19 protein-coding genes and 1 pseudogene are annotated in these 17,856 nt (G+C 57.4%); 13 read left to right on the top strand and 7 right to left on the bottom strand.

Annotated elements, in window-relative coordinates; translation table 11 throughout:
* Window positions 1-13 precede the first annotated feature (13 nt).
* The 5 genes from BM235_RS22865 (at window position 14) to BM235_RS22845 (ending at window position 4,809) form a co-directional block, all read left to right on the top strand.
* Window positions 14-913 (top strand): carbohydrate ABC transporter permease, encoded by a 900-nt coding sequence (locus BM235_RS22865; protein WP_090116559.1) that lies wholly within the window; start codon window positions 14-16, stop codon window positions 911-913.
* Window positions 913-1,782 carry a carbohydrate ABC transporter permease gene (locus tag BM235_RS22860; protein WP_255374534.1) on the top strand — a complete coding sequence of 290 codons (870 nt, stop codon included), beginning with the start codon at window positions 913-915 and terminating at the stop codon, window positions 1,780-1,782. The genes BM235_RS22865 and BM235_RS22860 overlap by 1 nt, the downstream gene beginning before the upstream one ends.
* 49 nt (window positions 1,783-1,831) lie before the next feature.
* Complete coding sequence (locus BM235_RS22855) at window positions 1,832-2,878, top strand: DUF6282 family protein (RefSeq protein WP_090116558.1); 1,047 nt, start codon at window positions 1,832-1,834, stop codon at window positions 2,876-2,878.
* A 70-nt stretch (window positions 2,879-2,948) separates the two neighbouring features.
* Window positions 2,949-4,352: an allantoinase AllB gene (gene allB, locus BM235_RS22850; protein ID WP_090116557.1), complete on the top strand. Its 1,404-nt coding sequence runs from the start codon at window positions 2,949-2,951 to the stop codon at window positions 4,350-4,352.
* Window positions 4,353-4,419: 67 nt separating this feature from the next.
* Entirely contained in the window at window positions 4,420-4,809 is a 390-nt protein-coding gene (locus BM235_RS22845) for a helix-turn-helix domain-containing protein (protein ID WP_090116556.1), read from the top strand.
* Between the two features lie 61 nt (window positions 4,810-4,870).
* Here BM235_RS22845 and BM235_RS22840 read toward each other — a convergent pair whose 3' ends face one another.
* Complete coding sequence (locus BM235_RS22840; protein ID WP_090116555.1) at window positions 4,871-5,230, bottom strand: DoxX family protein; 360 nt, start codon at window positions 5,228-5,230, stop codon at window positions 4,871-4,873.
* Window positions 5,231-5,397: 167 nt separating this feature from the next.
* On the opposite strand from BM235_RS22840, the gene BM235_RS22835 reads away from it, so the two are divergent.
* From BM235_RS22835 to BM235_RS22825, 3 genes are all read left to right on the top strand, one after another.
* Window positions 5,398-5,985, top strand: a complete 588-nt coding sequence (locus BM235_RS22835; protein ID WP_090116554.1) for a TetR/AcrR family transcriptional regulator — start codon at window positions 5,398-5,400, stop codon at window positions 5,983-5,985.
* Window positions 5,986-6,018: 33 nt separating this feature from the next.
* A complete protein-coding gene (locus BM235_RS22830; RefSeq protein ID WP_090116553.1) occupies window positions 6,019-6,723 on the top strand; it encodes a GDSL-type esterase/lipase family protein in 705 nt (234 codons plus the stop codon).
* Window positions 6,724-6,785: 62 nt separating this feature from the next.
* The gene (locus tag BM235_RS22825; protein ID WP_090116552.1) at window positions 6,786-6,941 is read left to right on the top strand and encodes a helix-turn-helix transcriptional regulator; all 156 of its coding nucleotides are present in this window, start codon (window positions 6,786-6,788) and stop codon (window positions 6,939-6,941) included.
* A 77-nt stretch (window positions 6,942-7,018) separates the two neighbouring features.
* On the opposite strand, the gene BM235_RS22820 is transcribed toward BM235_RS22825, so the two are convergent.
* The 4 genes from BM235_RS22820 to BM235_RS22805 form a co-directional block, all read right to left on the bottom strand.
* Complete coding sequence (locus tag BM235_RS22820; protein WP_090116551.1) at window positions 7,019-7,390, bottom strand: VOC family protein; 372 nt, start codon at window positions 7,388-7,390, stop codon at window positions 7,019-7,021.
* 61 nt (window positions 7,391-7,451) lie between these two features.
* Entirely contained in the window at window positions 7,452-8,318 is an 867-nt protein-coding gene (locus BM235_RS22815; RefSeq protein WP_090116550.1) for an SDR family oxidoreductase, read from the bottom strand.
* Between the two features lie 189 nt (window positions 8,319-8,507).
* Window positions 8,508-8,945, bottom strand: coding sequence for a MarR family winged helix-turn-helix transcriptional regulator (locus tag BM235_RS22810; protein WP_090116549.1), 438 nt, complete (start codon window positions 8,943-8,945; stop codon window positions 8,508-8,510).
* 276 nt (window positions 8,946-9,221) lie between these two features.
* Window positions 9,222-10,313 carry a GntR family transcriptional regulator gene (locus BM235_RS22805; protein ID WP_255374533.1) on the bottom strand — a complete coding sequence of 364 codons (1,092 nt, stop codon included), beginning with the start codon at window positions 10,311-10,313 and terminating at the stop codon, window positions 9,222-9,224.
* Between the two features lie 185 nt (window positions 10,314-10,498).
* On the opposite strand from BM235_RS22805, the gene BM235_RS22800 reads away from it, so the two are divergent.
* The 4 genes and pseudogenes from BM235_RS22800 (at window position 10,499) to BM235_RS22785 (ending at window position 14,670) form a co-directional block, all read left to right on the top strand.
* Window positions 10,499-11,821: an ABC transporter substrate-binding protein gene (locus tag BM235_RS22800; RefSeq protein ID WP_090116547.1), complete on the top strand. Its 1,323-nt coding sequence runs from the start codon at window positions 10,499-10,501 to the stop codon at window positions 11,819-11,821.
* An 88-nt stretch (window positions 11,822-11,909) separates the two neighbouring features.
* Window positions 11,910-12,800, top strand: coding sequence for a carbohydrate ABC transporter permease (locus tag BM235_RS22795; RefSeq protein ID WP_090116546.1), 891 nt, complete (start codon window positions 11,910-11,912; stop codon window positions 12,798-12,800).
* Between the two features lie 2 nt (window positions 12,801-12,802).
* Window positions 12,803-13,645, top strand: a complete 843-nt coding sequence (locus tag BM235_RS22790; protein ID WP_090116545.1) for a carbohydrate ABC transporter permease — start codon at window positions 12,803-12,805, stop codon at window positions 13,643-13,645.
* A gap of 39 nt (window positions 13,646-13,684) precedes the next feature.
* Window positions 13,685-14,670, top strand: a pseudogene (locus BM235_RS22785) (family 43 glycosylhydrolase).
* A gap of 181 nt (window positions 14,671-14,851) precedes the next feature.
* Here the strand turns inward: BM235_RS22785 and BM235_RS22780 are convergent.
* Together BM235_RS22780 and BM235_RS22775 are read right to left on the bottom strand one after the other, a co-directional pair.
* The gene (locus BM235_RS22780; RefSeq protein WP_090116544.1) at window positions 14,852-15,055 is read right to left on the bottom strand and encodes a zinc ribbon domain-containing protein; all 204 of its coding nucleotides are present in this window, start codon (window positions 15,053-15,055) and stop codon (window positions 14,852-14,854) included.
* Between the two features lie 357 nt (window positions 15,056-15,412).
* Window positions 15,413-16,657, bottom strand: a complete 1,245-nt coding sequence (locus tag BM235_RS22775; protein WP_255374532.1) for an epoxide hydrolase family protein — start codon at window positions 16,655-16,657, stop codon at window positions 15,413-15,415.
* A gap of 161 nt (window positions 16,658-16,818) precedes the next feature.
* Here BM235_RS22775 and BM235_RS22770 point away from each other — a divergent pair, with 161 nt between their 5' ends.
* Window positions 16,819-17,778 (top strand): helix-turn-helix transcriptional regulator, encoded by a 960-nt coding sequence (locus tag BM235_RS22770; RefSeq protein WP_255374542.1) that lies wholly within the window; start codon window positions 16,819-16,821, stop codon window positions 17,776-17,778.
* Window positions 17,779-17,856 lie beyond the last annotated feature (78 nt).

Below are 17,856 nucleotides of genomic sequence, written 5' to 3'. Positions count from 1 at the left end.
AAGGAGGTATCCCATGGGCAAAGCGCTTCGTCCTTCGAGTTGGCTGATGCTGCTCTACCTGCTGCCTGGTCTTTCCATCTATTCGTTTGTCGTGCTGGTCCCGATTTTCTCGGCTTTCCGGTACAGCTTCTACTCCTGGACGGGCGGGCCGAAAAGAAGCTTCATCGGCCTCGATAACTACGTCGAGATTATGCGTGACCATGTATTCTGGCAATCGTTCCTGAACAATGGGCTCATGACCGTATATGGATTAATCGGGCAGGTCGGGCTTGCGTTTCTATTCGCCTTGTTTCTGCTGTCCAGAGCGGTCCGGTTCAAAGCGCTCCACCGCACCATCAGCTTCTTCCCCTCCACCTTGGCCCCGATCATCATCGCTTTTCTTTGGACGCTCATTTACAACTACAATTACGGCCTCCTAAATGAAGGGCTCAAACTGCTCGGACTCGAACGGCTCGCCCAATCCTGGCTGGACCTGTCCGGCCCGATCGTCCTGCTCGTCTCGATCCCGCTCTCCTGGCAAAACATCGGCTTCTATACGCTCCTCATGCTCGCCGGCCTATCAGCCATTAACAAAGAGGTGCTGGAGGTCGCGGAGCTCGACGGGGCGACCGGCTTCCGCAAAGCCTGGTACGTCATCATCCCGCTGGCTAAGCCGACGCTTATGGTCGCGTCCCTGCTCTGCATCGCCAATAACATGCGGGGCTTCGAACATATCTATGCGATGACGGGCGGCGGGCCGGGGAATGCCTCCTCCGTCATGGCGCTATACGCCTACGACACGTCGTTCCTGCGTTTCCGCTACGGGTACGGATCGGCGCTCGCGATTGCGATTATGGCGTTAACGCTTCTCATTATTTTGCTTAGCGCGTTTGCGCTTCAGCGCAAACGCAGCACGGACGGAGGTGGCTCGTAATGGAGCTGCGCGCGGAGCTTGCGGCAGAACGGGAATCCCCTCATCTCATGCGCTTCGGCAAGAAGCTGGCCATGAACGCCATCATGCTGCTGTTTACCGCAAGCTGCATCTTCCCGCTCTTATGGCTGGGATATTCCTCGCTGAAGACGCAGGCAGAATTCTCGAACAGCATCATCTCGCTTCCGGGCAAGCTGCACTTCGAAAATTACGCAGAAGCCATCAAGCTGACGAACATGCCGCAATTATCTTTGAACAGCATTAGAGTAACCGCCATATCGGTCGTTTTGATCGTACTGATCGCTTTTATTACCGGATATTTCGTCGCCAGGCTGCAATTCAAGGGTAAGCGGCTGATGGTCATCTACTACTTGTTCGGCCTTCTCGTACCGATCCATGCGCTGCTTGTCCCGGTGTATCTGCTGTTCAAAGAGACCGGACTTGCCGACCATTGGTACACGCTCGTTATCCCATATGTCGCCTTCAATCTGTCGATGCCGATTCTGCTCGTCTCGAGCTACGTGACGGGCATTCCGAAAGAGATCGAGGAAGCGGCCGCCATCGACGGGCTGAGTTTCAGCCGGACGATGTTCATGATCATCATGCCGATGGCGGTGCCTGTCTTGACGACGGTGGCTATTCTGCAATTTTTCGCCTGCTGGAACGAATTCTCGTTCGCGCTTGTGCTGCTGAAGGATGCTTCGATGCGGACGGTGCCGCTGGGCATGTCGTATTTTAAATCGCAATACAGCACGAACTACCCGCAATTGATGGCCGGCATGGTGCTCTCGATGCTCCCGGTCACCATTATGTATTTCGCCTTCAGCTCGCGTATTATTGCCGGCGTTATGGCTGGCGCTGTGAAAGGGTAGACGGCGTCTGCTATTCGCAACCCATTTTCATTACAGGAGGAATGATCCAATGTTTGATTCGTCGTCGTCCATCCCATCCCGTACCGTTGACCGTTCCAGGTGGAACGAATCGTTCTACCGCCGTTCGATGGAGCTGCCCGACGAGCTGTTGATCGGGGCGATCGACAGCCATGTTCATGCAGGGCCGGTCCTGAACTCGAATCCGGGACACCAAGATCCGATTCAGGTGGCGCAGGAAGCGGCCGCCGCAGGTATGAGAAGCATCGTCTATTACGACGTATTTGGCTGGGCTTCCGGTATGGCGTGGGTCGTCAACCGCCATGTGCCGGGCATCCATACGTATGGGGGTTATCTGATGAACTCCTGTCACGGCGGAATGAATCCGCGCTCGGTACGGACGGCGCTGCATATGGAAGAGGGCTGCCGGTTCATCAGCTTCGGCTCGCACTGTACGCGTTATTCGGCAGAGCGCGAATCGACCCTTGTCGACGGCAAGCTCGTCCCTTTCAAGGACGCCTTCCCGAAGTTCGCGGAGAAGGAGCTGCCCGTCGCGACGTCCATTCCGACGGACGGCACGGTTACCGAGGAACTCGACGAGATACTGACGATGGTGGCCGAGCGCCCGCAGGTCTATTTGAACACCGGACATGTCTCTGTGCAGGAAGCGTTTCGTTTGCTTGAGCTGGCCGAGCAGTATGGAATCAAGAAGGTGCTGATCGCCCATCCGGTCAGAGGCAGGATGACGGTCGAGCAGCAGAAGGAAGCGGCGGCCAGGGGCGCCTTCCTGGAGGCATGCCTCGTCGATTGGCTGTACCCGGACGTACCGCGCACCCACTATTACGTGGAGAAGGAATATATGGACATGGGAGCGGAACTTGGCCGCCATACGAACGCGGTCGCGTGGATGAAGACGATCAAGGAGGTCGGTATCGACAGGTTCGTCCTCGGCACGGATTACGGCATTCGCGCCGCATCGACGCCGGTGCAGGGAATGCGGACCATGGTCGCGACGATGCTCGATTATCAGTTCGCTCCGGAAGATATTTATCATATGATCGCGTCGAATCCGGCGAAGCTCATCGGACTCGACGATTAATCCGCGAGGAGAAGAGCGGCGCGAACGATGAATGGGCTTCAAGCAGAACGACAGGAGTGAGTAAATCCGAATGAAAAACGAGCCGTCTTCCGCAGACCGCTACGATCTCGTTATTATCAACGGACAGGTTGTGCTTGAGGATCGCGTAGCGCAGCTGGATATCGGTATCCGCCATGGCCGAATCGAACATTTGTCAGCCTCTGTCGAACGCGGCCGGGCAGCCGTTATCGATGCCGATGGGCTTGTCGTCATGCCGGGCATGATCGATGCGCATGTCCACTTGAACGAACCGGGGCTTGGCCATTGGGAGGGCTTCCGGAGCGGCTCGTCGGCGCTGGCTGCCGGCGGATGCACGACCTATATCGATATGCCGCTTAACGGCATTCCGCCTACCGTGACGGTTCAAGCGCTGGAGCTTAAACGCAAGCTGGCAGCCGGCGCTTCCTACGCGGATTATGGCTTCTGGGGCGGGCTGATGCCCGGCTATCTGAAAGAGCTGGGGCCGCTCGCGAATGCCGGGGTTGTCGGGTTCAAGGCGTTCATGTCCTCGCCCGGCGACGACCATGAGGACGCCTTCCGGCGTACCGACGACCAGGTGCTGCTGGAGGGCATGAAGCGGATCGCCGAGCTTAACAAAGTTCTGGTGCTGCACGCAGAGGACGAGTCGATCGTTGCCAGGCTGACTGATCTGGCACGTCGCGAGGGACGGAGCGGAGCGGCCGATTATACCGGTTCGCGGCCGGTAATCGCCGAGGTCGAAGCCGTGCAGAAGGCGCTGGATTATGCAAAGCAGTCGGGCTGCCGGCTGCATTTTGCGCATATCAGCAGCGGGGATGCCGTCATGGCGATCCGTCAGGCGAAATTAACGGGAACGGATGTGACGCTCGAGACTTGCCCGCATTATCTGACCCTTACGGATGCCGATCTCGCGCGAATGGGCGCTGTGGCCAAGTGCGCCCCGCCGCTTCGCAGCCGCGAGGAGCAGGCGGAGCTGTGGAAGCGGCTCGCACAGGGCGACATCGATCTCGTTGCCTCCGATCATTCGCCTTGCCCGAGTCAGCTGAAGGCGTCGAGAGACCTGTTCGCCGCTTGGGGCGGCATTGCCGGGGCTCAAAGCTCGCTGGAGCTGCTCGTGGACGAAGGACATCTGAAGCGCGGGATTCCGCTGGCTCATATTAGCCGGCTGCTCTCGGGCGCCCCGGCCAAGAACTTCGGCTTCGAGCACATGAAAGGCGCGATCAAGCCTGGGCTTGACGCGGATCTGGTGCTGTTGGATTTGAACGAGCCCTATATTCTCGCCGCCGGGCAGCTTTATCAACGGCATAAGCATTCGCCGTACGCAGGCCGCAGGATCGGCTGCAAGGTGAAAAAGACATTGCTGCGGGGGGGCGTCATCTACGACGACTCCCACGGCTTCGCTGCGGTCGAGAGCGGAATGGAAGTCAAGGCTCGGCAACGGATGACCAGCTGCTAGATGCCCGTCATTGCGCCTGGCAGAAAGGAAAGCGAAGGACGAATACACGTCTGGGAGGCTGAAGCGGATGGAGCCCGTCGCGAACAAGCAGGCAGAAGATCGGCTCATGCTCGAATGGATGCGCCTGTTTGAGAAGCTGCCACAGGAAAGCATGACGGCCTATGTAGACCGCTATCTGGGAAGGCTGCTCGCGATGAAGCCGGTCCGGGCGTGCGACAAGCCAACCTTAAAGGAGCGGAACGAACGCAGGCAGCGGGAGGAATTGCTGCTTACGCTGGAAACGCTGATCGCGTGCGACGGCCAGATCAATGAGCTGGCAGCCAAAATGTTTATTCACCGGAATACAGCGGCATACCGGATCGAGAAACTGGAAAAGCTGCTCGGCATGCCGCTAAAGCAAACCGAAAGTTTGCTTAGGCTTAAGCTAGCGTTTATTTTTAAGGCGCTGCTGCATTAAATCCTAGAAACGTCCATGCCGGCGAACGCCTCCCCGATATTCGATCGGGGAGGCGTTCTGCTTAGTTCGGGAAGTCGCCCAGATCCGAGCCAAGCAGCGCGGCGAGCACGATGGCAAGGACGGCCAGCACAAGCGCAGGCGCGATCGCGCCGAATTTGTCCTTGACGCGCACGTGGAAGGCGACGGCGCCGAGCATGATGACGCCGATCAGGACGGCGCCCCAGGCGGCCCAGCTGTCGCGCCAGAAGCCCGCGACGAGTCCGGCGACGCCAACCAGCTGCAGCAGCCCGGTAACGACGCGAAACCATTGCGGCAGCCCCAGTTTACTGAAGTTTTCGACCTGCATTTTAATCCCTGCGACCTTGCCGAGTCCGGAGACGAAAAACAACAACGCCAGAAGAATTTGAAGAACCAGAACCATGAATGCCTATCCCCTCTCACCCACTTGAACTTATGCAACACCTGTTGCTTAGGTTATGATAAGATAACGTTAACCGGCCGACAACCGTCAAGTTGCTTCGGATTATCGCTTAAGCGACAAAAGCGCCGTATTGTCTGAAAAGTGGCTGATTTGCGAGGGGGAGAGAGATGGAGGAGACGAAGACGGACCCCAGGGTCCTGCGCACAAGGCAGCTGATCCTGGATGCGTTCAATGCGTTGATCCCCAACAAGGATATCAAGGAAATCACGATCGGGGACATCACGAAGCGGGCGACGATCAATCGCGCGACCTTCTACGCCCACTACGCGGATAAATACGAGCTGATGGAAGATGCGCTCTCGCAGATGTTCAAAGAAAGCTTGATGCAGAAGCTGTCCTGCCATGCCGAGCTGAGCCGGGCGACGCTGACGGGCATTATCGTCACGCTGTGCGAGTTTCACGAGAACTTCAGCAGGCAATGCGCGCGAAGCTACGAGGCGATGAACCCCTATATCGAGAGCAAGTTAAGCAGGCTTTTGAAGGACGTGTTCCAGCTTCTGCTGAGTCAAAAGGAAGATATGGACGACGGGACGGCGCGGACGATGTCCGGCGTCATGAGCTGGATCGCATACGGCATCACGAAGGATTGGAACAGGGAGGGCCGCAAAATAGCGCCGGAGCGGCTGGCCGAGCAGGCCATGGCGGCGCTCTCCGCGGCGGTGCGGCAGATCGACGGGGTCGGGCTTTCGGTCTGACGGGCGAGGATACGAATAGACGGAGGAGAAACGATGACGAACGAGCGCAAAACGATGAACACGGCTGTAATCCCGGTCTCCAAGCTGGAGGAAGACAGCTACGATTGGTGGGCCCGTCACGAGCAAGTGCTGCGCGAGCAGCAGGCGATCGATCCGGAGGTCGTCCTGATCGGCGATTCGATCACGCATTTCTGGGGCGGCGAGCCTTGGTCGGAAAACGTGCACGGAAACCGGGAGGCCTGGAATTCCGTGTTCGCTCCCTACCGGGTGCTCAACATGGGGTTCGGCTGGGACCGCACGCAGAACGTGCTGTGGCGGCTCGATCACGGCCAGCTGGACGGGCTGCGTCCGCAGACGGTCGTCATCCTGATCGGCACGAACAATACGAGCGAGACGGAAAATGCGCGGGCGAACAGCGCGGAAGAGATCGCCGAAGGACTGCGCGCGATCTGCGACCGCGTAGAGGCCAAAGTGCCTGGCGTCAAGATCGTTGTCATGGCGGTATTCCCGCGCGAGCATGAGCCGGATCATCCCCGGCGCAGGACGATCGCTCAGATCAACGAGCGGTATGCGGCGATCGCGCAGGAGCGCGGGTATACGTTCGTCGACATCGGCCCGCAGCTGCTTGAAGCCGACGGCACGCTGTCGCAGGAGACTGCCCCGGACTACTGCCACCTGACGGAGCGAGGCTATAGGCATTGGGCGGAGGCGCTGCGTCCGCTGCTGTCATCGCTGTAATCCGTCTGCTTGGCCGGCGCCAGCCTAGGATGAAGTAATAGGATTCTAGGCTGTTACCGACGATGCAATCTACTTTTCATGTTTCGCAGGAACAACTCGCAGTGGCTTGCGCCGTATCCAGACAAACGATCAATGCCATCGAGAATAATAAATACGATCCGACGCTCCAGCTCGCCTTTAAGATAACCAGAGCCGTTGTTGATAAATCGTCCTGTTAGTATAAAGAAGCGGCAGCCGAAGATCGTTGGCTGCCGCGGTATCTCTATTCAACTATCGTCTCCATTTCTCCATTGTGTTAACTTCTGAAGTAGGAAAGTACCCAGCCAATGCCGTTTCGATCCGTGATGCCAGCAAGAAGTCCGTTAAAAGGAGCCTCGAACACCTCACTATCTATAATTCCGTCAGCCGTCAGGTCTTCATACACTTGGCGAAACTCCTCTTCAGTCTCGAGCGTTAGAGTGACCTTTACATAGTCTCCTTTAATAGAAGGCTGAGCTGCGGTGCTATCGGCGAAGTAAATCGTACTGCTGCCTAAATTCAATTCAGCATTCAGCACTTTATCATCCTGTTTTCTAAAAATTTTAACTTCCCCGCCGAGCACAGACCGGTAATATCCGATTTCTTCCGTGCAATTGTCCACCACTACAAAGGGACTCGCTACTTTCATACATCATACCTCCTGATTTTCATGTACTGCTACTTGCATCACCAAGTGACGGTCTAGATGTTTATCCTATAAACGCACTTTTATAATCCCTGACAAAGCGTTCGAACGAAGTCGCCTTTTGTCCTGTTATCTCTTCAACCGTGCGGGACACCGATGCCGCTTTCCCGAGCTTATTGAGATGATTCAACTCCATTATTGCATCCACTATCACTCCGGGCGTTCCTGCGTCCAGCATGGCTTGCCGGGCCATATCGTCCGGTACATCGACATATTTAACAGGCTTGCCGATTACCGAAGAAAGGATATCTGCAATTTCGCTATAAGAAATAGCGGATGGACCGGACAGGTAATACGCCTTGTTTTCATGTCCTACCGTCGTTAAGGCGTGGAATGCTACTTTCGCGATATCCCGCGCATCAACCAGGGCAATTCCTTGGTCACCCATCGGCGCGTAGAATGTGCCATGATCTTTAATCGTCTGGGAATTAAAGTTGACAATGTTTTGCATGAACGAGTTTGGACGCAAGAAGGTGTAGGCAATGCCAGAACGCTCAATTTCTTTTTCAACTGCTCGGTGCCACTTTGTCAGTGTGACGGCTTCCAAGTCAGCATCTGCCCCAGAGAGTTTAACCAGATGCTTCACACCTGTATCTTTTGCAGCCTGAATGATGTTGCTCGATAACTCCATCATTTGTGGAGCCGCTGGTGTCACGAAGAATATTTTTTCGATTCCGTTCATGGCCGCCTTCAGTGCGGAAGGATCGCCAATGTCAGCTACAACCGTTTCTACCGCCATTGATTTCAATTCGTCTGTGCGAGTCGTGGAGCGTACTGTGGCACGAACCGGATGACCATGGTTGGCCAAAATCTTGACTAACTCTTTACCGACATTTCCTGTTGCACCAATAACTAAAGTGGTTGTATTCATTTCATACCGTCTCCTTTTCAATTTTAGATGGCACTGTAACTAAATTAGGTACGTATTAGATGCGATGCCATTGCAACTAATATTACTGTACAATTAATTAGATGACATTGCAACTATTTTATTTATCGGTGAAATGAGAACATGTTCTTTTCATTTGATAATGTAAAATATGGAACGGATATCGCCGTTTCACCCATTACGAACCAATTCACTCATGTTGCCTATCACCTTTTTCAGCAAGCTCAACATGAGGGCATATTCGTCTTCGTTGATACCGACAAGACTCTGGTTACTTACGCGATTCAATGCTTCTTTAACCTTGGGTACTACATCTCCGCCCGCTTCTGTCAAATAAAGCAAATGGTAACGATTATCCGCGGGATCGGGTTCCCTTCGTACGTAACCCTCTGCTTCGAGTTTGGCGATTGCTTTCGTGATCGTTGTTTTATCTAAGAGTAGTTCTTCGCTTAATGCTTTCTGTGTAATGGGTTCTTTGTTCGCGATCGCCATGAGGATGAGATACTGCCCGCTTCCTATCCGAAAGGGAGCAAGCTCGGATGATATAAGAATTTGCAGATAGCGATAAATAGCCGATATATACTTCCCATACGACTCGTTAATATCCATCGTGTACACCTCTTAAATTAAGATGGTATTGCAACCAGTGATTGTATTGTACCATGGCAGGCGATGATACGCGGATGCAGATCCTTAAAATTCGATCCAAGCTGCTTTTTGATAGGATAAATTTTGTTATAGAACAAATAGAATTACGATATGCTATGGATCAGCCCGCAAATCGTTGGCTTAACTAGCCGGCGGCGTGTTGCGAATATGTCGATCGAAGAAGATGACGGTAGTGCGAAGAATGTCTTCCCAACCGAGGTTGCCCCCGTCATTCTCTCAAAGTTCGGGACTTTCGCTTTGGACGAGAGGCATGATCAGCTCCACGGGGACGACGATCTGGCGCGGGTCGTACTCGCTGCGGACCTGAACGTCCAGCAGCGCGACGGCCGCGCGGGCGATCTCTTCTTCGTTCTGCGCGATATAAGGGACGTTCGGCAGGCCGGGATCGTCGAAGGAGACGAGCTCGACGCCGGATCGTCCCAGCCGGGCCAAGGCCCTCGCCGTCAGGTTCGCGATCTCCTCCGTCAAGGTGAAGACTGCCGATACCGAAGGCCGGGCTTCCAGAAAAGAAGTGACGTAGCCGGGCGCCTCGTCGCTGCGCAGGATATGCAGCGGAACGTGGCACCAGAGGCTCTTGTCTATCGATATCCCATGCTCGATATAAGCGTGCTCGAACCCGGCCGTGCGATCCTCGACGGTCGTATTGGCGTTCTCCGGAGAGAGCAGCGCGATGTCGCGGTGGCCCTTGTTCAGCAAGTGGGAGACGGCGGCTTTGGCGCCGCCCAGATTGTCGGACGTGATCGTGTTCGTCTCGATATTGCGCAGATAGCGGTCGATGAAGACGAACGGAAACTTGTCGAGCGACAGCCGCAGCAGCGATTCGTTGTACTTCTCGTCCTCCGTCGGGAAGACGACGAGCCCCCGGACGCCCGCGCCGAGCATGTCGTGGATCGTCCGGGATTCTTCGGCAGCCGACTCGCGCGTGATCCCCAGGATCATTTGATAGCCCGCTTCCTTCAGGTAGCGCTCCATGTAGTCCACCATTTTCCGGATGACCCCTGTCTTCATCGTCGGTATGATAAACCCCACGAGCGGTCTGGCCCCGGCGGACGGTCCCTCCGGCGCAGAGGCGTCCCCGGCCGTCGCGTCGGCGGCCACGAACGTCCCCTTTCCCTGAATACGCACGACGATCCCGTCGTCCGCCAGCTCGGCGAGCGCGTTTTTGACCGTGATCTTGCTGACCTTGTACGCGTCCATGAGCTCTTGCTCGGAGGGAATGCGATCCTTGGGACGATAGACGCCCGAGGCGATCTTCTGCCTGATATCGGATTGAATCTGCTTGTACAGCGCGATTTTGCTGGCCATCATTCTCACACTCCGCATAAAAATTATGCTTTTATACTCAATTGAATATATAAATTATGATTTAGACCCATTATAATTCAAATTGTTAAGCGCTTACAACCTATTTTCCTTAAATCCTAGCAGAGCTGAAATCTGCGAGATGCCAGTCAAGCGCAAGGCCCATTCGACTGAACAAAGGGGATACGGAAATGAAAAAACGATTGTACGGCTCGCTCGCGCTGACGCTGGCGGCTGCGATGGCACTGTCGGCATGCGGCAACAACGGAAATAACGGGGCAGACGCTTCCGCCGGCACTTCCTCGAAAACCGCGACCTCGTCCAAGGCGACCAAGCTGGTTTTCTGGACGTTCAACGAGCTTCACCAGAAGTTCTTTGAGAGCATGGCGGTTTCCTGGAACAAAGCGAACCCCAATGAACAGATCAAGCTGGAGGCGACGACCTTCCCGTACGACGACGCGCACAACAAGCTGCTCGTCTCGCTCCAGTCGGGCAAGGGGGGGCCGGATCTGGCCGACATCGAGATCAGCAAGATCGGCAACTATTTGAAAGGCGAACCGCAGCTCGCTCCCCTTAACGACATCGTGGAGCCGGAGAAGGACAATCTGGTCATGTCGCGGCTCGATAACTACGCGAAGGACGGACAGTACTACGGCATCGATTATCACGTCGGCGCGCAGGTCATTTATTACAACAAAGAGATCCTCGATCAGGCTGGCGTCAATCCCGACGATATCGTGACTTGGGACGATTATGAAAAGGCCGGCAAGCAAGTGCTGGAGAAAACCGGCAAGCCGATGACGACCGTAGAGACGGGGGACCAATGGACCTTCTGGCCGATGGTCGTGCAGCACGGATCCGACTTCCTGGACAAGAGCGGCAACGTCACGCTTAATAGCGCGGAAAATGTGGAAGCGCTCGCATACCTGCAAAAGCTGGTGAAGGAGAAGGTCGCCGTACTGGCGCCAGGCGGCATCCATCACGCCGAGGAATACTACGGCTTCATGAACAAGGGCGGCGCGGCGTCGGTCTGGATGCCGATGTGGTACATGGGCCGGTTCACCGACTATATGCAGGATCTCAAAGGCAAGATGATCATCAAGCCGATGCCGGTATTCAAGCAAGGCGAGATGCGTTCCTCCGGCATGGGCGGTACGGGCACCGTCATCACCAAGCAGTCCAAAAACCAGGAGCTCGCGAAGAAGTTCCTGGCCTACGCCAAGCTGTCGAAGGAAGGCAATATCGAGATCTGGAAGCAGCTCGGCTTCGATCCGATCCGGTCCGACGTCTGGACCGATCCGGCGATGCAGGAGCCGAACAAGTACACGGACTACTTCGGCAAAGACATCTTCACGTTCCTATCCGGCTTGAAGTCCGAGATCGCGCCTACCAATATCGGCGAGAAGACGCCGGCGGTATCCGACGCGGTCAAGACCAAAGCGATGTTCCAGGCGCTCAGCGAGCTTAAGGATCCGAAGCAAGTGCTCGACGAGGCCGCAGCAAGCATCAAGTAAGACGACAACAAGTACCTGGTCCGGCGCCGCCGCGCGGACGATGCGTTCGCCGGCGGCAGCCGCGCCCTGAAAGGAGCGAAACGACGGAATGAAGTCCAACTGGCTGTATTCCCAGCGAATCGCGCCGTATGTATTCGTTCTGCCCTTCGTGCTGTCGCTCGCCGTCTTTTTCCTGTATCCGATGGCGTCGACGCTGTTGATGAGCTTCCAGGAAGTGCTGCCCGGGCAGACGCACTTCATCGGCTGGGGCAACTACAAGAGCATGGCGCACGACGACTCGTTCTACGCCGCGCTGTGGAACAGCACGAGGTATACGCTCTGGACGCTCGTCGTCTTGATCCCGCTCCCGCTCGTGCTGGCGGCGCTGCTGAACTCGGCACGCATGAAGTGGAGCTCCTTTTTCCGCTCCGCGCTGTTCGTCCCGACGCTGACCTCGGTCGTCGTGGCGGGTATCGTGTTCCGCCTCGTGTTCGGCTCGCTAGACGATTCGGTCATGAACCAGATCCGGCATCTGTTCGGCCTGCAGACGATCAACTGGATGGGCAGCTCGGCGACGGGCATGTTCGTGCTGGTCGTACTCGCCACGTGGCGGTTCGTCGGCATCAACATCGTCTACTTCCTGTCGGCGCTTCAGACGATTCCCGGCGAGCTGTACGAGTCCGCGGAGATCGACGGCGCGAATACGTGGCACAAGTTCAAGTCCATCACGCTGCCGCTGCTGAAGCCGGTCGCCATCTACGTCATCACGATCAGCATCTACGGCGGATACTCGATGTTCACGGAGAGCTTTATGCTCTGGAACGGCAACCGTTCGCCCAACGACATCGGCCTGACGATGATCGGCTTACTGTACCGCAACGGCGTCGAGCAGAACAACCTCGGACTCGGCTCCGCGATCGGCGTCGCGCTGCTCGGCACGATGATGGTATTGAACCTCGTCGCGCTTCAATTTTTCGGATTGTTCAAGAAGGAGGAATAGCGATGCCCGCAAAAAAGACTTCCTCGCAAACCTTCCTTCTGTTCGCGTTGTTTGCCGTGCTGGCCGTCCTTGCGCTATTCCCGTTTTATTGCCTGGCGCTCGCCTCGTTTAAGCCGTCCAAGGAGCTGCTGCGCTACGGCCTGAACATCAAGCTGCAGCCGGAGCTGCTGTCTTTTCACAACTATTCGTTCATTTTCTCCGCAGGCGCCGCCAAGTATATGGACTGGTATAAAAATTCGGCGATCGTCACGGTCGTGTACACGATCGGCTGCCTGCTGTTGTCCTCGATGGTCGGCTACGGCCTGGCGATGTACCGGTTCGTCGGCCGGAACGTGCTGTTCGTATTCGTGCTGCTCGTGATGATGATCCCGGTCGAGATGATCATGCTGCCGCTGTACAAGCAGATGATCGCCTTCAACCTGATCGATTCGTTCGGGGGCGTCATCCTGCCGTTCGTCGTGTCGCCGCTGCCGATCTTCTTCTTCAGGCAGTTCGCGGCCGGATTGCCCAGAGATTTTCTCGACGCGGGCCGGATTGACGGTTGCACCGAGTACGGCATCTTCTTCAAGATCTTCGTGCCGCTCATGGCGCCCGCCTTCGGAGCGATGGCGATCGTGCAGTCGCTCGCGAGCTGGAACAGCTTCGTCTGGCCGCTCATCGTGCTCAATTCGGGAGATAAGCTCACGCTGCCGATCGGCCTGGCCAGCCTCGTGACGCCTTACGGCAACAATTACGACATTCTCATCGCGGGCTCCGTGCTGGCCATCGTGCCGATCATGCTCGTGTTCATCTTTTTCCAACGCTTCTTCGTGTCCGGCCTCACGGTCGGCGGCGTGAAGGGCTAAGGCTAACGGAGCAAACAACGCAGAAAAGCAGGTGCAGGGATGGAAACTCATACTTCGCAAGATCAAGTCAGGCCGCTCATCGCGCAGCGCGCGGACCCGTTCATCCATCGTCATACGGACGGCCATTACTACTTCGTCGCTTCGGTGCCGGAATACGACCGCATCGAGATTCGCAAATCCCGCACGCTCGAGGGGCTGGCGGCCGCCGTGCCGTCCGTTGTCTGGCGCAAGCACGAGGCGGGCATGCTCAGCGCCAACATCTGGGCCCCCGAGCTCCACTATATAGAGGGCAAGTGGTACGTGTACTTCGCCGCCGCGTGGACGGCGGAGACGAACGAGGGCTTGTTCGATCATCGCATGTACGTGCTGGAGTGCGCGGGGGAAGACCCGACAGTCGGAGCGTGGGAGGAAAAAGGGCAGGTCCGCGCCGGATGGGAGAGCTTCTCCCTGGACGCGACGACGTTCGAGCACCGCGGCGCGAGGTATTACGCCTGGGCGCAGAAGGATCCGGACATCGCCGGCAACTCCAATCGTATCTGTCCCGCATGCGCGATCCATGGACGCTGGAGGGGCCGATCGCGCGGCTCTCGATCCCCGAATACGACTGGGAGACCGTCGGGTTCCTGGTCAATGAAGGGGCGGCGTTCATCCGCCATGGCGGACGGGTGTTCCTCTCTTACTCGGCGAGCGCGACCGACGCCAACTATTGCATGGGCTTGCTCGAGGCGGACGAAGACGCCGATCTGCTGGACGCGGCATCCTGGCGCAAGTCCGCGCAGCCAGTCCTGACGACCGATCCGTCGCTCGGGTTGTACGGGCCCGGACACAACAGCTTCACCGTCGCCGAGGACGGCGAGACCTGCCTGTTCGTCTTCCACGCGAGGACGTACCGCGACATCGAGGGCGATCCGCTGTACGATCCGAACCGGCACACGTTCGTCGCCGAGCTGAAGTGGGACGCCGAGGGCAGGCCGGACTTTCGCGCATCCGTCGCCGCGATGGCGCGGGCGGGCGCTGTTTACTAGGCTTTAGGCTTATCCAAGCGGTTCGATGCGTTGCAGCAAGCGCACAGTCTGCGCGCTCGTCGTTAGAATGATCCATTCGGGTTTTCGATCGAGGTTTCATTCCGGAGCCTCGGAGTAAAGCGGGACTGATTGATGAAGCTGCCGATCAAGCCGGCAGCTTCGTCATTTAACTTTAGTTGGTTCAACCGAAGAACAGATCAAGAATATTCGAACCGGCCGACGATTGCTTATTATAAAATTCGGAATAGCCGCAATTCGCGCAGTAGACTACGACAAATTGATTGTGCTGAATATCGAACATTTTCGAAAGCCCCGTTCCGGTCATGGCGACTTCCTTCGTTTTTGCGTCCTGGCTGCCGCATTTGATGCATCCCTTTTCGCTCATACTGTTTCCTCCATCCATTTATTTTGCTGGCGCGTCTCGCTAGTTTAATCTTTAAGCCCGCTTATAATCGCTTGTTTTTCTTTTCGTCGATGTAAATATCCAGAGCTGTAATTCCTCGGGTAGCGAGCTTGATGAACAAATACAGGCTGTATAACCCAAGCAATATGAATAAACCGTAGATAATAAGCATCAGAATCGGTAATAGTGAAAACGTGGATGATTCTATATTCATCATGTCACCTCTCTTTTAAAAATTTGTTCAGTGCAATTAATCCTAATACTACCATATGTGGAATTTTAATTCCCTATAATAACGAGTGACCCCCTTTGGATAGGCCCGAAGGGGGTTCGCTTTCATTACTGCTGAAGCTCCCGGAAAAACGCCCGGATATCCGCGATCATCAGATCCGGCGCGTCGATCGCAGGGAAGTGGGTGCCGCGGTCGAACTCGCTCCAGCGCGCGATGTTGTTGCCGAACTCGGCGTAGCGTCGGATCGCGACGTCGGATTGCTGGAAGACGGCGACGGCGACGGCGACGGGAGTCGGCGACGGATCCTTCGGCGCCCAGGCGTCCGGGTCGTGCGCGCCTTCATAGTACATGCGGGCGGAGGAATTGGCCGTTCCGGTCAACCAATATAGCATGAGGTTGGTCAGGAAGCGATCGCGATCGACGGCGTCGGGCGCGTCGCCGAAGCCGTAGAACAGCTCGCACGTCCAGGCGAGCAGGCCGACGGGAGAGTCGTGCAGGCCGTAGGCAAGCGTCTGCGGCCGCGTCGACATCATCTTGTTGAAGCCGAAACGCTCCTGCATAAAGTGGCCGAGGCGCACCAGGCGGACCTTCTCGGCTTCGGCGAGCGTCGCGAACGCTTCGTCTTCGATCTGACCGAAGGGGACGAAGCCTATCGTGGCGGCGTTGACGTGGACGCCGATGACGCTCGGCGCCGCGATGCGGCCGATTTCCGGGGCGATCATCGCGCCCATGTCGCCGCCTTGGACGCCGTAGCGCGCGTAGCCGAGCAGCTCCATGAGCGCTGCGAGCGCGGCGGCGGCGCGGCCATGGGTCCAGCCCTTGGCGGTCGTCGGGCCGGACAGTCCGAAGCCTGGCAGGGACGGGATCACCAAGTGGTACGCGTCCGCCGCGTCGCCGCCGTAGGAGGCCGGATCGGTCAGCGGGCCGATCAGGTCCAGGAACTCGACCGGCGAGCCGGGCCAGCCATGCACGAGCAGCAGCGGCGTGGCGGTTGCTTCGGGCGACCGGACGTGGAAGAAGTGAAGGTTCGCGCCGTCCACCGTCGCCGTGAACTGCGGCAGCTCGTTGAGGCGCGCCTCCTGGCGGCGCCAATCGAACGAGGTCCGCCAATATTCGGCCATCCCCTTCACGAAGGAGAGGGGAGCGCCATAATCCCAGCCGGCGCCCGGCAGCTCGTCGGGCCAGCGCGTCATGTCGAGGCGCAGCTTCAGGTCGTCCAGCTCGGCCTCGGGGGTTTCGATCCGGAAAGGGCGGATCGCGTTAGCTGCCGTTTCTCCGCTGCTCATCGTACCGTTTCCGCTCCCCGCGACCCCGATTTGCGCGTTCCTTTTCTCGCCCATGCTCGTGTTCATGTTTGTTGCCTCCTATGGTTTGTCGATGCTTATGTCCTTATTGTAAGGCCCCTTTTCTGACAACTATCTGTCAGAGAGAACGGGGGCGGTTAGAAAAAGAATCGACGGCTCCCCGCGGATTCAGTAAAATACTGGATATCAGAGGAGGTGGCGTCTTGAAGGTGGAACGGCTGCTCGGCATCACGATGATGCTGCTGAGCCGGCGCCGGGTGAACGCCCAGACGCTGGCCGACAAATTCGAGGTTTCGCACCGGACGATCTATCGCGACCTGGAGACGATCAACGCCGCGGGCATTCCGATCGTGTCGTTCACGGGGAGCGACGGAGGCTACGAGATTATGGAGCAGTACCGCATCGACCGGCAGATCGTCACGCTCGACGACCTGCAGTCGATATTGACGGCGTTGAAGGGCGTGCGCGCGTCGCTGGACGACGTGGAAATGGACGGGCTGCTGACGAAGATCAGGGCGCTGGTGGCCCGGTCGGAGCAGAAGCAGCTGGAGGAAGCGGGCGAGACGCTTATCTTCGATACGAACCTGTGGCACGGCGGCGGGATCAAGGACCGGACGATTCTGGCGCAGCTGCGGCAGGCGTCGAAAAACCGCACGGTCGTTTCGTTCGCGTACACGAATACGGACGGAGAGGCGGAGCAGCGGGAGGTCGAGCCGATCGGTCTGGCGTGGAAAGGGTATGCCTGGTACTTGTATGCGTATTGCAGGCTGCGGGGGGATTACCGGACGTTCAGGCTGTCGCGCGTGGGCGGGTTGCGCGTGCATATGGAGCGGTTCGCGAATCGCGGCGTGCGGATGGAGGAGCTCGATGCGCGCTGGGGCAACCAGGAGCGGGGGCCGGAGGTCGAGCTGCTGCTGCTGTTTCGCCCGCGGCTGCGCGTGCGCGTGGAGGAGACGTTCGGCGCGGATCGGGTGGAGGTGCGGGAGGACGGCTCGCTGCTGGTCAGGGCCAGCTACCCGGACAACCACTGGATGTACGGCATGATCCTCGGCTACGGCCCGGACGTCCAGGTGCTGGAGCCGGCCGCCGTGGCGGCGAAGATTCGCGCCATGGGGGCGCAGATCGCCGCGATCTATGAGGAAGCGGCGGCGGATGCGGCTGCGCGATGAGCGGCTCTGGCGCGGAAGTATTGGGTGCAGGAAGTACCGGGCAGGCGGGCCTTGGGGGGCTCAGGGGCCAGGCGGCGA

Origin of the sequence: Cohnella sp. OV330, assembly GCF_900112065.1 — a bacterium.
Taxonomy (GTDB): Bacteria; Bacillota; Bacilli; order Paenibacillales; family Paenibacillaceae; genus Cohnella.
Note: the sequence above shows the minus strand (reverse complement) of the source record. Positions and strands in the feature narration are given on the sequence as shown.

What these genes read in the sequence shown, in the direction of transcription:
- BM235_RS22840 (WP_090116555.1), bottom strand. Translation starts at nt 5,230, where the DNA reads ATGGTTCTGGTTCTTCAAATTCTTCTGGCGTTGTTGTTTTTCGTCTCC.
- BM235_RS22820 (WP_090116551.1), bottom strand. Translation starts at nt 7,390, where the DNA reads ATGAAAGTAGCGAGTCCCTTTGTAGTGGTGGACAATTGCACGGAAGAA.
- BM235_RS22775 (WP_255374532.1), bottom strand. Translation starts at nt 16,657, where the DNA reads ATGAACACGAGCATGGGCGAGAAAAGGAACGCGCAAATCGGGGTCGCG.
- BM235_RS22805 (WP_255374533.1), bottom strand. Translation starts at nt 10,313, where the DNA reads ATGATGGCCAGCAAAATCGCGCTGTACAAGCAGATTCAATCCGATATC.
- BM235_RS22795 (WP_090116546.1), top strand. Translation starts at nt 11,910, where the DNA reads ATGAAGTCCAACTGGCTGTATTCCCAGCGAATCGCGCCGTATGTATTC.
- BM235_RS22780 (WP_090116544.1), bottom strand. Translation starts at nt 15,055, where the DNA reads ATGAGCGAAAAGGGATGCATCAAATGCGGCAGCCAGGACGCAAAAACG.
- allB (WP_090116557.1), top strand. Translation starts at nt 2,949, where the DNA reads ATGAAAAACGAGCCGTCTTCCGCAGACCGCTACGATCTCGTTATTATC.
- BM235_RS22845 (WP_090116556.1), top strand. Translation starts at nt 4,420, where the DNA reads ATGGAGCCCGTCGCGAACAAGCAGGCAGAAGATCGGCTCATGCTCGAA.
- BM235_RS22790 (WP_090116545.1), top strand. Translation starts at nt 12,803, where the DNA reads ATGCCCGCAAAAAAGACTTCCTCGCAAACCTTCCTTCTGTTCGCGTTG.
- BM235_RS22810 (WP_090116549.1), bottom strand. Translation starts at nt 8,945, where the DNA reads ATGGATATTAACGAGTCGTATGGGAAGTATATATCGGCTATTTATCGC.
- BM235_RS22830 (WP_090116553.1), top strand. Translation starts at nt 6,019, where the DNA reads ATGACGAACGAGCGCAAAACGATGAACACGGCTGTAATCCCGGTCTCC.
- BM235_RS22800 (WP_090116547.1), top strand. Translation starts at nt 10,499, where the DNA reads ATGAAAAAACGATTGTACGGCTCGCTCGCGCTGACGCTGGCGGCTGCG.
- BM235_RS22815 (WP_090116550.1), bottom strand. Translation starts at nt 8,318, where the DNA reads ATGAATACAACCACTTTAGTTATTGGTGCAACAGGAAATGTCGGTAAA.
- BM235_RS22855 (WP_090116558.1), top strand. Translation starts at nt 1,832, where the DNA reads ATGTTTGATTCGTCGTCGTCCATCCCATCCCGTACCGTTGACCGTTCC.
- BM235_RS22860 (WP_255374534.1), top strand. Translation starts at nt 913, where the DNA reads ATGGAGCTGCGCGCGGAGCTTGCGGCAGAACGGGAATCCCCTCATCTC.
- BM235_RS22835 (WP_090116554.1), top strand. Translation starts at nt 5,398, where the DNA reads ATGGAGGAGACGAAGACGGACCCCAGGGTCCTGCGCACAAGGCAGCTG.
- BM235_RS22825 (WP_090116552.1), top strand. Translation starts at nt 6,786, where the DNA reads ATGCAATCTACTTTTCATGTTTCGCAGGAACAACTCGCAGTGGCTTGC.
- BM235_RS22865 (WP_090116559.1), top strand. Translation starts at nt 14, where the DNA reads ATGGGCAAAGCGCTTCGTCCTTCGAGTTGGCTGATGCTGCTCTACCTG.